At 58.2% G+C, this 14949-nt stretch carries 8 protein-coding genes and 3 rRNA genes; 7 read left to right on the top strand and 4 right to left on the bottom strand.

The genetic code is table 11. The features are described 5' to 3' along the window. Window positions 1-42: 42 nt before the first annotated feature. The 7 genes from F7R90_RS21735 (at window position 43) to F7R90_RS21705 (ending at window position 8792) form a co-directional block, all read left to right on the top strand. Window positions 43-1503, top strand: a complete 1461-nt coding sequence (locus F7R90_RS21735; protein ID WP_158059683.1) for an ATPase domain-containing protein — start codon at window positions 43-45, stop codon at window positions 1501-1503. A 2-nt stretch (window positions 1504-1505) separates the two neighbouring features. Further along, window positions 1506-2951, top strand: coding sequence for a two-component system sensor histidine kinase NtrB (locus F7R90_RS21730; RefSeq protein WP_158059682.1), 1446 nt, complete (start codon window positions 1506-1508; stop codon window positions 2949-2951). Window positions 2952-3206: 255 nt separating this feature from the next. Continuing rightward, a complete protein-coding gene (locus F7R90_RS21725; protein ID WP_158059681.1) occupies window positions 3207-3797 on the top strand; it encodes a DUF7344 domain-containing protein in 591 nt (196 codons plus the stop codon). Window positions 3798-3965: 168 nt separating this feature from the next. After that, window positions 3966-4751 carry a ParA family protein gene (locus tag F7R90_RS21720; protein WP_158059680.1) on the top strand — a complete coding sequence of 262 codons (786 nt, stop codon included), beginning with the start codon at window positions 3966-3968 and terminating at the stop codon, window positions 4749-4751. After that, the gene (locus tag F7R90_RS22450) at window positions 4748-5176 is read left to right on the top strand and encodes a hypothetical protein (RefSeq protein WP_192498532.1); all 429 of its coding nucleotides are present in this window, start codon (window positions 4748-4750) and stop codon (window positions 5174-5176) included. The genes F7R90_RS21720 and F7R90_RS22450 overlap by 4 nt, the downstream gene beginning before the upstream one ends. A gap of 1136 nt (window positions 5177-6312) precedes the next feature. Further along, window positions 6313-7011: a helix-turn-helix domain-containing protein gene (locus F7R90_RS21710; protein ID WP_158059679.1), complete on the top strand. Its 699-nt coding sequence runs from the start codon at window positions 6313-6315 to the stop codon at window positions 7009-7011. A gap of 83 nt (window positions 7012-7094) precedes the next feature. Continuing rightward, complete coding sequence (locus F7R90_RS21705; protein WP_158059678.1) at window positions 7095-8792, top strand: asparagine synthase-related protein; 1698 nt, start codon at window positions 7095-7097, stop codon at window positions 8790-8792. 285 nt (window positions 8793-9077) lie between these two features. Here the strand turns inward: F7R90_RS21705 and F7R90_RS21700 are convergent, their stop codons facing one another. The 4 genes from F7R90_RS21700 to F7R90_RS21685 form a co-directional block, all read right to left on the bottom strand. Next, window positions 9078-10064, bottom strand: a complete 987-nt coding sequence (locus F7R90_RS21700; protein ID WP_158059677.1) for a glycosyltransferase family 2 protein — start codon at window positions 10062-10064, stop codon at window positions 9078-9080. Between the two features lie 186 nt (window positions 10065-10250). Beyond that, window positions 10251-10373, bottom strand: a 5S ribosomal RNA gene (gene rrf / locus F7R90_RS21695). A 134-nt stretch (window positions 10374-10507) separates the two neighbouring features. Beyond that, window positions 10508-13425 (bottom strand): 23S ribosomal RNA (locus F7R90_RS21690). A 416-nt stretch (window positions 13426-13841) separates the two neighbouring features. Then, window positions 13842-14949: ribosomal RNA gene (locus F7R90_RS21685) — 16S ribosomal RNA — on the bottom strand. The 16S, 23S and 5S rRNA genes sit together here, the layout of an rRNA operon.

Genomic DNA, 14949 nt, shown 5'->3' with positions numbered 1-14949 from the left:
GTATCCGAAGCGATATATACAATAATATTTAAACATACAACAATGGTCGAAGGGTCGCCGCAACGAATCTCGGCCGGAACTACTGGACTAGACGACGTTCTCTGCGGTGGTTTCATCCCCGGCCGAGGATATCTCGTTCGCGGCGAACCAGGTACCGGCAAGACGCTGTTGGGTATCAACTATCTACTCGCTGGCGCAGACGACGGCGAGACGGTCCTCTACGTCAACTTAGAGGAGAGCGAACGGGAAGTGAAACGAAACGCCGAGGCGGTCGGCGTGGACCTCTCGGAAATCGACTTCCTCGACTTGAGTCCGAACTCCGAGAACTTCTCGGAGGGCCAGTCGTACGACATCTTCCTCCCGAACGAAGTCGAAGGCGAACCACTGACGGAGGCAATCACGAACCGCATCGAGGAAATTTCGCCGTCTCGGGTGTTCATCGACCCACTCACACAACTGCGACATCTCACCGCCGACGAGTACCAGTTCCGCAAGCAAGTCATCTCACTGATTAGTTATCTTCGAGAGCGCGACTCGACCGTACTATTTACCTCCCAAAACACGAGCGAGTCGTCGGACGAAGACCTCCAGTTCCTCAGCGACGGCATGATCGAACTCTCTCGTGGATCTGCCGGACGAACGATTTCGGTCCCCAAGTTCAGGGGCTCGGACGTTCGAAGTGGCACTCACGCGCTCCGAATTTCGGACGCGGGTCTCGAAGTGTATCCGAAACTCTCGCCGAGCGAGACCGAACGGGAGTTCGAACTCGAATCGGTTCCGTCGGGCGTTCCGGCGGTGGACGAACTACTCAACGGCGGTCTCGAACGTGGCACCGTGACTGTTCTGAGCGGACCGACCGGCGTCGGCAAGACCACGGCCGGGACGCAGTTCATGAAAGAGGCGGCGGGTCGCGGCGAGCGGTCGGTGATGTACATGTTCGAGGAGACGAAACCGACGTTCCTCGAGCGCAGCGAAGCCGTCAACATTCCGGTCAAGGAGATGCTCGACCACGACACCCTGTCGGTCCAAGAGGTCGAACCCTTGAACCGTTCCGCCGAGGAGTTCGCTCAGATGGTCAAAAACGAGGTCGAGGAGCGCGACACGTCCATCGTGATGCTGGACGGCATCGACGGCTACAAGCTCTCGCTCCGCGGCGAGGAGAACGAACTCGTTCGAAAACTGCACACGCTCTGTCGTTATCTGAAGAACATGGGCGTCACCGTCATCTTGGTAGAGGAGGTGGGCGGAATTAGCGGTGACTTCCAAGCGACCGAGGTGGGAATCAGCTATCTCGCCGACAACATCGTCTTCCTGCGACATCTCGAACTCGACGGCGAGATGCGGAAGGCCGTCGGCGTGCTGAAAAAGCGGACCAGCGACTTCGAGCGCACCCTTCGGGAGTTCGAAATCACCGAGCACGGTCTCAGAGTCGGCGAACCGTTGTCAGGCGTTCGAGGAATCATGAGCGGACAACCTGAACTCCGAGGGTCGAGCGACGACTAACGATGACTGCTGGTCCGGAGTCCTTCGGTAGCCCGTCTGCCGACTCTGCCGTCGACCGTATCTTGCTGTTGGTCGACCACGACCAGAATCGACGACTGCTCGCCAACTGGCTCGCTCCGACCTACACTGTTCTCACGCCGGACCCGGACCGAGAACCGCTGGACAGTGCGTTCGATCTCTGTCTGGTGGACGAGTCGTCGTTCACGCGCAACCTCGAAGACCTCGAAGCGCGGAAGTCGGCCGCGAACCCGCGATTTCTTCCGTACTTGCTAGTGACACAGACGCCGTCTCCGGCCCGAAACCCGGAGATGTGGCAGTACGTGGACGAAGTCATCACGAGCCCCGTCGAAAAAGCGATACTCCGCGCGCGTATCGACGGCCTGCTCGAACGTCGTCGCTTGTCGCTGGACCTCTACCAAGAGAAAGAGCAGAGCGAAGAGCGGTTTCGAACGCTGTTCGACACCGCTCCGGACCCAGTCTTCGTCCTCGACGCCGACGGCCGAATCCGTGCAGTCAGCGACGCCTTCCGGCGACTGACCGGACTCGTGGACGCCGACATCGTCGGCTATCCGCTCGCCGACATCGAGGCGTTCCCCTCGAACGCGGTCGAGAAACTCAACGAGGACTTAGAGGAGCGTACGGCCGACGACGCGACCGCCCGAACGCCGTACACGGTCACGTACACCACCCGAGAGGGTGAGACGCGATACGCGGAAGTGAATACGGCACCGGTGCCGGGCGAGAGCAACACCGAGATTATCGGCGTCCTTCGTGACGTGACCGAGCGCCGACAGCGCGAGGCAGAGCTAGAGCGCAAGAACGAGCGACTGGACGAGTTTGCTAGCATGCTCGCTCACGAGTTGCGCAATCCGCTCGGCATCGCACAGGTGTATCTCAACATGGCCGAGTCGGAGGGTGACGAGGAGTCGTTCGACCAAATCGACAACGCGCTCAAGCGCATGGACCGGATGATAGACCGACTGCTCGACCTCGCTCGCCGTGGCGAAACTGTCGGTGAGACTCACCTCGTCGATCTTCACGCCGCCGCCAACGAGGCGTGGTCTCAGGTAGTCGCCCCCGACGCGGACCTCGTCGTAGACGTGGACGCGACGGTACAGGCGGACCCACAGCGGTTACGCGAAGTCTTCGAGAACCTGTTCCGAAACGCGGTCGAACACGGCGGTGACGACGTGACCGTGGAGGTCGGCACAATCGACGAGGCCGACGAGTCGTCGGCCGGTATCTACGTCGAGGACGACGGGTCTGGCATTTCCGAAGAGAAGCGCGTCGATATTTTCGACCGTGGCTACAGTGCGGCAGAGAGCGGCGTTGGTCTCGGACTGACCATCGTCCGGCGCGTGGTGGAAGCTCACGACTGGAGCATCTCGGTCACCGAAGGAGACTACGGTGGCGCACGATTCCAGATTACGGACATATACGTGGAGTGACTAATTTTGAAAGAAACGCTGAAGCCACGGTTTTCGCGGTTTAAACGGAGTGAAACGGTACGGGACGATGTCTGCAACGATTTGGAACTGCGTAATCGGCTACTAACGTCAGCCCGACTACCCTAAACTCTCCATTTCCATGTACTAAGCCTGAAACTCTCGAAATCACGCTAATTGGCCGTTCGAAACGGTATGCAATGCCTGCGACGGCTTTACGGCTTTATTACTTTCAAGTCTATAGACTATCTTAGGCCAATGAGCACGACAGAACATTCCACTCCGGATTCGGCCGGTCCCGACGCACAGGGCGACGTAGATGAGCAGAACGAACTGTTGGAGAAAGACGACATCTTCCACATCCTGCAGAACCAGCGTCGGCGCGACTCGCTGCGCTATCTCAAGAAGGCGGACGAGACCGTCCGCATGCGAGACTTGGCAGAGCAGGTCGCTGCATGGGAACACGACACGACTCTGCAAGCGCTGACTTCCGACGAGCGCCAGCGCGTCTACATCGCTCTGTATCAGTCGCACCTGCCGAAACTGGACGAGGAGGGCATCATCAACTACAACCAGAGTCGCGGTATCGTCGAACGCACCGAGCAGGCGGCACAACTCGACCCGTATCTCGGTGACAGCGACGACGACGAGGCGACAGATGCGCAGAGCACGATGCTCGACAAACGCGGCAGTTACTACGGTGGTGTGCTCGGGCTCAGTACGCTCCTCCTCGGTGGTGCAGCGCTTAACCTTTCGCTCCTCTCGCTCCTCAGTGTCGCCGCGGTCGGCGTCGTCGCGCTGACTGCGTTTACTGTACTGGCGATGGATCAGTTCGGTAGCAGCGAGTAATCTTCTCTACTGACGTGTAGTGTTGGCCACGGGGGCGTGGCTCGACAGGGTTCTCGAACGACCGAATTCTCACTACCTGCCGGGTACGGACAGTCGTCTAAGACGAATATACGTACAAGGCAGAAATACGAATAAAAGTATAAGGCGGTTTAGACGGCACGGTCGCACATGACCTTTCGCGTCTGCGTGACCAATCAGAAAGGAGGGACTGGCAAGACCACCGTCGCGGTCAACGTGGCCGGGGCACTGGCCAACCGTGGCAACGACGTACTGCTCGTAGACCTCGACCCGCAAGGGTACGCGACCGAAGCGACCGGTGTCGCGGAGGCCTACGACGATACCGAGTTCACCCTCCACGACGTGTTGCTCGAACTCGACAATATCGACCGACTCGGTGACCTCGTCGAAGACGGCAACGAGTTCGACGTGGTGCCCTCGAACGCGACCCTGACCGCGAAGAACACCCAGACGCAACTCCAACAAGCGAAGGGTGGCGAACGGCGACTGCGGATGGCGCTCGACCGCTTCGACCGCCAGTACGACGTGATCGTCGTCGATTGTCCACCGGGCTTGGGTGCACTGACGGACAACGCACTACTGGCGACTGGCAACGTTCTCATTCCTGCCGAGACGAAGGCCACCTCCATGCGTGCGCTCGAACTGCTGAAAGACCAGATCGACAGCCTCGGTATCGTCTTCCCGAACATGGAGATTCGACCGGTCGGACTGGTCGCGAACGAAGTTCGCACCGACGGCGTCTCCGAAGAGATGTTAGAGTGGTTCGAGCAGGTGTTCGGCGAGTCGGTGCCCATCTACGAGGTGCGAAAGCGGGTCGCGCTCCAGCGCGCGATGATGAACGGGCGGTCGATTCTCACGCACGACGAAGACTGCGACATGGAGGCTGTGTTCGATGACATCGCTGCCGGTCTCGAACAGGAGGGTGGTCTCGCATGAGCGGCGACAGTGACGACCGAGCGGAGAAACTCGCCGGTCGATGGGGTCCGGAGTCTGACTCCGAAACTGAAACCGAAGGCGACGATTCTGAGTCCGGAACGAGCGACGTCGAAGAAGTAGCATCTGCTAGTGACGACATTGAAGGTACACTGGCCGAACAGACAACCGAGACACCAGACGACAGTGACGGAGACGAACTCACCACGCGCGAGATGCAGTCTCAGATGCTGTATCTCGACCCCGAACTGTATCGGGAACTCGACCTGACCTTCGAAGAACTGAAACTCCGCTACCGGCGCGAGCGCGACGACAAACTCCAGAAGAACAAGGACTTCTATGCTGGTCTGCTCCGACTCGGACTGGCGCAGTTGGGCGACGTTCGAGAGCGTGAGTTGGACGAAATCGAAGACGACCTCGATTTGTAGCGAAGTTCTGGCTCCAATAAGCCGCTCGCTCTTCGTCTCGGGATTCTAAGTCGGCGAATATCCGCCGACTCGAGACATTAGTTGATTTTCTATCTTGTTCACGGGAACAAACAGACGTATTCACACCGTCAGACCCACGAATACCCCCGCTACTACTGGCTGTTATTTGATGAATTGAAGAACGCTATACAAATTCTGTGGCCTCCTTTGCCGGGTCACTTCCACTGGGCTGTGAAACCTCATATAAATAACTCGATTCGTAGGAAGTTCCGTCGAGTCAATCTGATGCCCACCGTCGGCCGAGCAGGCCGCGGCGCAGCGTCGGCGTAGACTCCTCGGTCAACGACGGGTCAAGCGCCGACATCGACGCCTACGCGAGCGCGGGCGAAGAGATCCGCGTGGTCGAAGCGCACGAGAACGCCTCGACTGGGGGCTACCACTACAGCGTCCAATTGCGACAGGTTCTCTGAAGTGGGTGTTCTTTCTTTGGTCTCTAGCGGAACAGCGACAGCAACTCGTTCGTCGCGTAGTGCATCGAAGGAAAAACTCCGTATCGCAGTCATCGCACGACTGCTGGGTATTTTGTGGTGGCTGATGGTGGACACGGGTGTGGCACCCGCTATCCGTTTTTTCACCGCCTGACTCTAAAGGAGTTAGGCAACAGCAGGGTGAAAGTGAAAATGAAACCCGGCAGTTGCTGGAATGCTCGTAAACCCGCCAATTAGACCCTGATACACTAAATTCTGCTCACCGCTCGAACGAACTGCCGGTGAAAGTGAAACTAACGCGAGCTAGCACGAAAGTTACGACCGTCCGTGACAGTGAGCACGCCGAGTAGCGTCGAGCAAGAGCGTCAGTTCGACGGACCGGAATGGTCCGTGCTCCGTACCATCAGCCACCACGCTTATGAAATACGGAGCATCCGCGACATCGAACCGTACGGACATAATGGTGTCGGTGGGTGGGACGACGGCCCACGTTCGACTTCTGTCAGAACATCGCTTTGCTCCGGATGAGAACCTATCCGGCGGCTTAATGAAGGGATAAAAAACGGATACGCGGCGGATAATAAAACGTCCTAGCGATGAATCTTGGAGTAGCGCGGTTCGACTGACAGGGCTTTCGACGGGGAGAACATGGACTCGTGTAACGTACCAGTACAAATTTCAGACTCGTCACGCGATGGTGCGCTCATCGCTGAGGTCCACCTTCGGCATCCGAACCTCGTGCTGAGCCACGCTATTCAGGAAGTTCCGGACATGACGGTTCATCCAGAATATCAGTCTGTCATTAGTTCGGGACAGCGCCGACTCTTCTTCTCGGCGAGCGGGGAGGAGTTCGAATGCTTCGAAACTGCACTGGTCGAAGACCCCACTATCGACGACGAACTCTGCGTGGACGTGTTCTCTGACCGACGCGTCTATCAGGTGGAACTCGCCCCCGACGTTCGTCACTTCGCGCCGCAAATCGCGGAGTTGGGCGCTCGAATTCTCGAAATGCACAGCGAAGACGGGGGTTGGCTCGTCCAGATGCGGATTCCGTCACGCGAGATGCTCGTCGAGTTCCGCGAGTTCTGCGTAGACAACGACGTCACTTTCCACCTCAAGCAACTGTACAGTCCGGACCTCTCGGACCAACAGTACCGGACGACGGTCTCCGAAGAGCAGCGCCAGATGCTCGTGACCGCGTACGAAGAAGGGTACTACGACATCCCCCGAGGGATTTCACAGAACGAACTCGCCGAAGCGCTCGACATCTCGCCGTCGGCGGTCTCTCAGCGACTTCGTCGAGCGACCGCGGAACTCATCGGCCGGACACTCGCAGACGACGAGTGACGAACGAACGACGACTCGACGAGTGAAGGCTGGCTTATCGAACCCATAACAAAGCCCACAGCAACGCTCTATTTACCCAACACATGGGCCGAGACGTTCGGGTTCTGACTGCGAACCCCGACGCCGAGACCGTCGATACCGACGACGGACGCTGGATATTCTCTGGACTCCAGACCGAGACGCTACGAGAGGCGGTACGCGACGCCGATAGGCCGAAAGAGCTCCGAGAGACGCTCCCGGAGGTCACCGAGGACGCGACCGCCGTCTACGTCGAGTCGGGACGCGACGAACCGCGAGTCGAAGCGTATCGGAGCGTGACTGGCACGAGAGACATCTACTACCTCCGAGACGGGAGCGACGACCTCGTCGTGACTGACCACTTCAGAAACGCACTCGCACAGTTGGACGCCGAAGAACGCGAGGTGTCCGACGAAGTCGTCGCCGACCACCTGCTTTTCCGTGCGCCAATCGAGCCGCGAACGTACGCGACGCGCGTCAACGCGCTCGAACAAGGTGGGTGGCTTCGCTGGGACGGGACGAACGATGAATGGCAGACAGAACAAGTTGACCGACTCGAACCGGGGAATCCTTGCCCACCAGACGTCGCGAGCGCGTCTATCGACGCGACGTTAGACGACCTCCTCGAACAGGGCTGCGACGCAGAGACAGCGAACATGCTCTCGGGAGGCATCGACTCAACGCTCCTCCACACCTATCTCGACGACTCGCCAGCGTTCATCATGGGCGTCGATTCGCCGGAGTTCGCCTTCGAGACCGAGTACGCAAAGCGCGCCCGCCGAATGCTCGACACCGACCATCGAAAGGTCACCGTCGGCGAGGACGACTTCCTCAGTCATCTCGAAGCGAGCGTGGACGCGCTCGGATTCCCCTCTCACTACGCTCAGACCGTGACGACCGACGCAGCGCTCCGACGCGACGACGGGTACCGGTACCTCAACGGTGAGGGTGCAGACGCCCTCTTCGGTCTCACCGGGACGAAGGGACTCCGAATTGCAGCGTGGTTGGAGCCATTGCTCTCCGAACAAGTCGCCGATTCGTTGTCCGACGTCGCTCCAGACGCGGTCGCGGGGCAGTACAGTTCTCTGACTCGACTAGCCGACAGACTCCAGCGCCCAGTCTCCGACGCCGAGTCGTTCGCACAGCACCTCAGCTTCTTCACAGAACCGTCGCTCGCAGGTGAATTCGTCGGCGACTCGCTCGTCGCCGACCGCTTCCGCAAACAGGCAGAGTACGTTCGTGGCCGAGTCACACCGACGGCCAACGGCGACCGATTCGCCAAGCAAGCCGAGTTCGGTCACTTACTCAGCTTCTTCCGACACAACACGGTCAACCAGTGGCGACAGATCGGCTACGAACACGACCGAAGCTTCTTCACGCCGTTCAAGACGCGGAGCATGGCAGAGTGTGCACTCTCGGTCCCCCCGAAGAAGCGTTACATCCAGGGTGCGACGGCCGGACGTGACCTCACGCAGAAGTACCACCTCAAGTCGCTCCTGCAGCACCGGCTTCCGGAGTATCCGACACGTCAGAAGAAAGGCTCGGGGTCGCTTCCCATCGAACGGTACTTCGAGGACGGTGCGCTCGCGGACATCTTCGAGAAGTACGACGCGCCAAGCTTCGTCCCCGAACAGATGCGTTCGGACCACGTCGAGAGTTACGGACGGTTGACGTGGAATCTCATCACCTTCGCGGTGTGGCGCGACCGAATACTCGACAATCAAGACCTTTCGACCGTCTCTGGTTCACGTCAGTTGGCCTGACATTCGACAGAAGTGGGTCTGTCTGTCTGTCTGGTGTCCAAGCCATTTTGTTCGATTAGGGGAAATGTTTATGTGCGGAGAGTTTCGAAGAGCAGACGCACCATTCGGTGTTCATTGGCCTGGGCTCGCAACCCAATATCACTGCTACTGATCAACAACCGGGAGCTACGGCGCTGTTCTAGGGGTCGTAACTCTGTAGCTCGAACGAAGGTCTCCTCGCGCGCCACCACCAACCACCATCAGTAGCGTTTCATTAGTCGAAAAATTACAGCAGACAGTGAACTTCTATCGTCGCCGCAGACCGAATCCGCCGACGAGTGCGGCGAGTGCGACAGCACCGACTACCCCGGCCGCGACAGTTGTAGTTCCGTTTTTCCGTCGAATTCCCTCGAACGCAGCCCACGCCACACCGGGATACTGGCTCGAATCGACCGACGCGTTCGACAGGTGCTTGGTCCCCTCTAATAGCTGGCCGTCGGCGTAGAATTCCTTGGCGAGCAGCAACGCGTGGGTCGAACGGATGTCGTGACCTCTCGCCTCGAACTCTTCGACGTAGTCGGCGTGTTTGTCGAGGTACTCTTCGTCGGCCCCACGGATGATTTCGGGTGCTGGCGAACCGGTCCCGTACAGCGTGACCAGCGTCTCGTCCACGTAGGCGAGTTTGCCAGCTTCCAAGACGCGGACGACGAACTCCGGGTCCTGGAATCTGTCGAGCGTCTCGTCGAACCCACCGATTTCCTCGACGATTTCGCGCTTGACGACGAGTGTCGAGCCTGCACACGTCACGAACGTGTCGGCCAGTACGTCACCGATGAGTTCTCGGCCGCCCTCCTTTCGCTTTCTGTCGCCGTCGTTGCCGAGCATCCCCGCGACGACTTCTTCGAACGTGCCACTCGCGCCGGGAAGGTCGCGCTCGAAGTCGCAGTACGCCGCGACCCAGTCGTCCGCTTCGGCGTCGAGTCGGTCGATTTGCCGTTCGAGTTTCTCTTCGTGCCACACGTCGTCGGAGTCGAAGTATGCGATGTACTCCCCCGTCGCGGCTTCGAGACCCGTGTTTCGTGCTGCACACGCACCTTGATTCTCGTCGTGTGCGAGGTACGTCACGCGCTCGTCGTCGTAACCGGTGACGACGTCGCGCGTCTCGTCGGTCGATGCGTCGTCGACGACGAGCAACTCGAAATCTTCGAACGTCTGGTCGAGGACGCTGTCGATTGCCCGCGGAAGAATGTCCGCTCGGTTGTAGGTCGGGATGATGACGCTGACCCGGTTCATTTAGGTGCTGCTTCGTCACCAGACGGCTTTATTATCCAGTTGGTAAAGCAGGCGCGAGGCCGCGAGACGGCCGTCTCGCGGCCGAGCGCTGTCGCTATCGAACGTGATGAACCGGAGCGGGGGCTCCGGAAAATAAATACAAAAACCCCATCCAACTCGTCGTTGGATGGGGTTTCGAGATATGAGTGGAGGCGGCGAAGTGGGTCTCCCAGAGGCTCGCGCACTCCAGTACTCACCACAACGCAGACGGGCTTAACTTCCGTGTTCGGGATGGGTACGGGTGTAGGCCCCGCCGCTATGGCCGCCTTAACGCCGACACGCGGAATCGAACCGCGTCTAATACGCCAGTATCGGTGGTTCAACTGTGACCGTAATGTACGTGCAATCCAGTTCGCGCCTGGATCCGAGTGCGGTACTCGAATCGCAGTGCGGTGCAACTGATGAATGTGTGGCTCAGCCAGTTAGTACTCGCGGGCTTAACGCCTCGTTGCCTCGGCGCGTACACCCCAAGCCTATCGATCTCGTCTTCTACGAGTGGCTTCAGTGGTATCTCTTTTCCAGGTGGGTTTCGAGCTTAGATGCGTTCAGCTCTTACCCCGTGTTGCGTGGCTGCCCGGCACGTGCCCTTTCGGACAACCGGTACACCAGTGGCAACCAATCGTAGTTCCTCTCGTACTATACGATCGTTCCCGTCAGATACCGTAACACTCCCAATAGATAGCAGCCGACCTGTCTCACGACGGTCTAAACCCAGCTCACGACCTCCTTTAATAGGCGAACAACCTCACCCTTGCCCGCTTCTGCACGGGCAGGATGGAGGGAACCGACATCGAGGTAGCAAGCCACCGGGTCGATATGTGCTCTTGCCGGTGACGACTCTGTTATCCCTAAGGTAGCTTTTCTGTCATCTATCGCCCGCATCAAGCGGGCTGATAGGTTCGCTAGACCACGCTTTCGCGTCAGCGACCCTCGTTATGTAGGTCACTGTCAGACTTCCTTTTGCTCTTGCGCTCTGTTCCGCGTTTCCGACACGGATGAGGAAATCTTGGGGCACGCTCGATATCTTTTCGAGCGTGTACCGCCCCAGTCAAACTGCCCGGCTACCGGTGTCCTCCTCCCGGAGTGAGAGTCACAGTCACTAACGGGTAGTATTTCAATGTTGACTCGGTGGCCCGCTAGCGCGGGTACCTGTGTAATGTCTCCTACCTATGCTGCACATTAGCGACCGTGTCTCAGCGACAGCCTGCAGTAAAGCTCTATAGGGTCTTCGCTTCCCCTTGGGAGCCTCCAGACTCCGCACTGGAACGTACAGTTCACCGGGCCCAACGTTGGGACAGTGACGCTCTCGTTGATCCATTCATGCAAGCCGCTACTGAAGCGGCAAGGTACTACGCTACCTTAAGAGGGTCATAGTTACCCCCGCCGTTAACAGGTCCTTCGCCCCGTTGTACCGGGTGTTCAGATACCTGCACTGGGCAGGATTCAGTGACCGTACGAGTCCTTGCGGATTTGCGGTCACCTATGTTGTTACTAGACAGTCGGAGCGTCCGAGTCACTGCGACCTGCTCTTATACAGAGCAGGCATCCCTTATCGCGAACTTACGGGACTAACTTGCCGAATTCCCTAACGTCGGTTGCTCCCGACAGGCCGTGGCTTTCTCCGCCTGGGTACCTGTGTCGGATCTTGGTACGATCACGTCCTCGCCTTTTCACGGGCCCCAGGTACGACCAACTTGCGCTATTCCACCATTCGTCCGCTTCCTGCCATTACGGCTTCCACGGAGTTCGGTGGTTCGACCGGACGAAAGTCCGGCTTGATCTTTCCTGAGGCGTCGGCTTTGAGTGGACGGTGGCACTGGAATATTAACCAGTTTCCCATTTGTCACATTCGAATTGCGGTGTGACTTAGGATCGGCTAACCCTCGGCTGATCAGCATTGCCGAGGAACCCTTACCCATTCGGCCGTCGGGGGTCTAACCCGACTCACGCTGCTACTATGACCAAGATTTTCGTTCCCATTCGGTCCATACGAACTCTCGCCCGTACTTCCACCCGAACAGAATGCCAATCTACTCAATCACCATTTGACTGGTGCGGCCAGGTCTCGGTGATAGACTTGAGTCCCGATCATTTTGGGCGCTCCGAACCTCGGCCGGTAAGCTGTTACGCTATTCTTAGAGGGTAGCTGCTTCTAAGCTCACCTCCCGGCTGTTTAGGGCTCGGAACCACCTTCGATTACACTTAGTCTATACTTTGGGACCTTAACCCGGCTCTGGGTTGTTCCCCTCCTGGTGCACAGGCTTACCCCGCACACCGGATTCCCTGCGTCGACAGCGTTCGTAAGTTTGGAGTTTGACAGGGGGGCCGACTCCTCTCGGAGTCTGCTCCCCCAATCGGTCGCTCTACCTCACGAACTACCTCGACAGAGGTCATGCTTCGACATGTTTCGATTGGAACCAGCTGTTGCCGAGTTCGATGGGCCTTTCACCCCTACACAGAGGTCACGAGAGGGTATTGTAGGACACCAACTCTAACAGGCCTCCACGTGGCTTTCGCCACGCTTCACCTTGCCTCCGCGTAGATCACTCGGTTTCGGGTCGTGTCAGTTTGACTCCCCGCGCTTGGGCACGGTGGTCCTCGCCCAAAGGGCTGCGACCATATTGGTTTCCCTACGCCTTCCCCGATACTCGGGTTAGACTCGCCAAACAAACACACTCCTTGGTTCGTTTTTCAAAACGCACGACAGAACTTCGGCTCCCCTCGATTCTTACTGCGGGATTGCTCCCGTGTCATTTTTCGAGGGGCCTTGTAAGCCCTGTCGCTCGATCGCCAACTAATTTCAGGCTCTATTGCACCTCCCGTTGTGGGGTGCTTTTCAGCGTTCGCTCACGCTACTTATTCGCTATCGGTCTCGAGTCGTGTTTAGTCTTCGCCATCGATGCTGGCGGAATTCACAAGGAATTTCCAATCCCTGTTACTCTGGAACTGGTTCACATCGTACTGCACTTTCTTACGGGGTTGTCACCCTGTATCACGCTCTGTTCCAAGAGACTTCAGAAAGCGGGTCTGATGCTGATTACCAGTCCGAACACCACATTGCCCGTGAGGGCTTCGGTTTGGACTGTGTCGCGTTCACTCGCGGTTAGTAACGACATCCCGTTCGGTTTCTTTTCCTGCCGGTACTGAGATGTTTCAATTTCCGGCGTTCCCTATTGCGCGAGGCAATTGCGAGGGAGATTCTCATTCGGAGATCCTCAGTTCTTCCCCTCCGTGCGGGTCCCTGAGGCTTATCGCAGCTTGGCACGTCCTTCATCAGCGCTCGAGCCGAGCCATCCACTAGCTGGCACAGTAGCCACGCTTGTGGTTGAATTGTTGCATTCACTGTGACCCGGAGTTCCGTACTCGGATCCAGTGGACGCCTGGATTGCACGTACATACGGTCGTCATCGAACGCCCTGCGGGTGAAGCAGTCGCGTTCGTCGAACCCTTCCCATCCGCGCTTGCACGGGATGGTGCATCGGTTATCTCGGACCTGAACGTATCCTCGTCCCACACTTAAGGGGAACGATTCGGTCCGAAGGTATTGGCTCACTGGGACTCGAACCCAGCCACCCACGAGGGGTGTGCTCCCGGCGAGCTGAACCCGACCTCTCGGAGAGAGGTGCGAGCCTTGGTCGGCGTTCCAGAACGGAACACCACCATAGCGATTGAAATCCGTCCTCGGAGAAACTCCGAGGATGAAAGGTGAGCCAGGCACGAGGCCTGGTCTCGGACGTTAGGAGGTGATCCAGCCGCAGATTCCCCTACGGCTACCTTGTTACGACTTAAGCCCCCTTGCGAAGCCCAGATTCGACCAGCGCATGCTGGCCTCATCCGGACCTCACTCGGGTGCTTTGACGGGCGGTGTGTGCAAGGAGCAGGGACGTATTCACCGCGCTCTTCTGAAGCGCGATTACTACCGAATCCAGCTTCGTGAGGACGAGTTTCAGTCCTCAATCCGAACTACGATTGGGTTTAGGAGATTAGCGTCGCCTTTCGGCGTAGCAACCCACTGTCCCAACCATTGTAGCCCGCGTGTAGCCCAGCACATTCGGGGCATACTGACCTACCGTTGCCCGTTCCTTCCTCCACTTTGGCAGTGGCAGTCTCCCTAATGTACCCAGCCACCACAAGGGTGCTGCTGGCAATTAGAGATGCGGGTCTCGCTCGTTGCCTGACTTAACAGGATGCCTCACGGTACGAGCTGACGGCGGCCATGCACCTCCTCTCAGTAGGTCCAGTAAGCTCATCATACTGACTATCACTCCTACTGTCGATGCTGGTGAGATGTCCGGCGTTGAGTCCAATTAAACCGCAGGCTCCTCCGGTTGTAGTGCTCCCCCGCCAATTCCTTTAAGTTTCATCCTTGCGGACGTACTTCCCAGGCGGTTCGCTTCTCGGCTTCCCTACGGCACAGCACGCACTCGTAGTGCGTGCCGCACCTAGCGAACATCGTTTACAGCTAGGACTACCCGGGTATCTAATCCGGTTCGTGACCCTAGCTTTCGTCCCTCACCGTCGGGTCCGTCTTTCCAAGGTGCTTTCGCCATCGGTGGTCCGTCCAGGATTACGGGATTTCACTCCTACCCCGGACGTACCCCTTGGATCTTCCGGCCCCAAGCTAGCTGGTTTTCACCGGACGCCTACCCGTTAGGCGGGTAGATTTCCCGATGAACCTGTCTAGCAAGCTACGGACGCTTTAGGCCCAATAAAATCGGCCATCACTCGAACTGCCGGTATTACCGCGGCGGCTGGCACCGGTCTTGCCCAGTTCTTATTCCTGTACCACCTTACGGTACAGAAAAGCGAGGGCTCTATGCCCTCGCACTCGGAGTCCCCTTATCGC

The sequence above is a fragment of the Halorussus halophilus genome (assembly GCF_008831545.1).
GTDB classification, from domain to species: Archaea; Halobacteriota; Halobacteria; order Halobacteriales; family Haladaptataceae; genus Halorussus; species Halorussus halophilus.
This window is presented reverse-complemented; position numbering and strand designations above follow the sequence as displayed.

Coding starts and splice junctions, on each gene's coding strand:
- F7R90_RS21700 (WP_158059677.1), bottom strand. CDS start 10,064: ATGAACCGGGTCAGCGTCATCATCCCGACCTACAACCGAGCGGACATT.
- F7R90_RS21705 (WP_158059678.1), top strand. CDS start 7,095: ATGGGCCGAGACGTTCGGGTTCTGACTGCGAACCCCGACGCCGAGACC.
- F7R90_RS21710 (WP_158059679.1), top strand. CDS start 6,313: ATGGACTCGTGTAACGTACCAGTACAAATTTCAGACTCGTCACGCGAT.
- F7R90_RS21730 (WP_158059682.1), top strand. CDS start 1,506: ATGACTGCTGGTCCGGAGTCCTTCGGTAGCCCGTCTGCCGACTCTGCC.
- F7R90_RS21725 (WP_158059681.1), top strand. CDS start 3,207: ATGAGCACGACAGAACATTCCACTCCGGATTCGGCCGGTCCCGACGCA.
- F7R90_RS22450 (WP_192498532.1), top strand. CDS start 4,748: ATGAGCGGCGACAGTGACGACCGAGCGGAGAAACTCGCCGGTCGATGG.
- F7R90_RS21735 (WP_158059683.1), top strand. CDS start 43: ATGGTCGAAGGGTCGCCGCAACGAATCTCGGCCGGAACTACTGGACTA.
- F7R90_RS21720 (WP_158059680.1), top strand. CDS start 3,966: ATGACCTTTCGCGTCTGCGTGACCAATCAGAAAGGAGGGACTGGCAAG.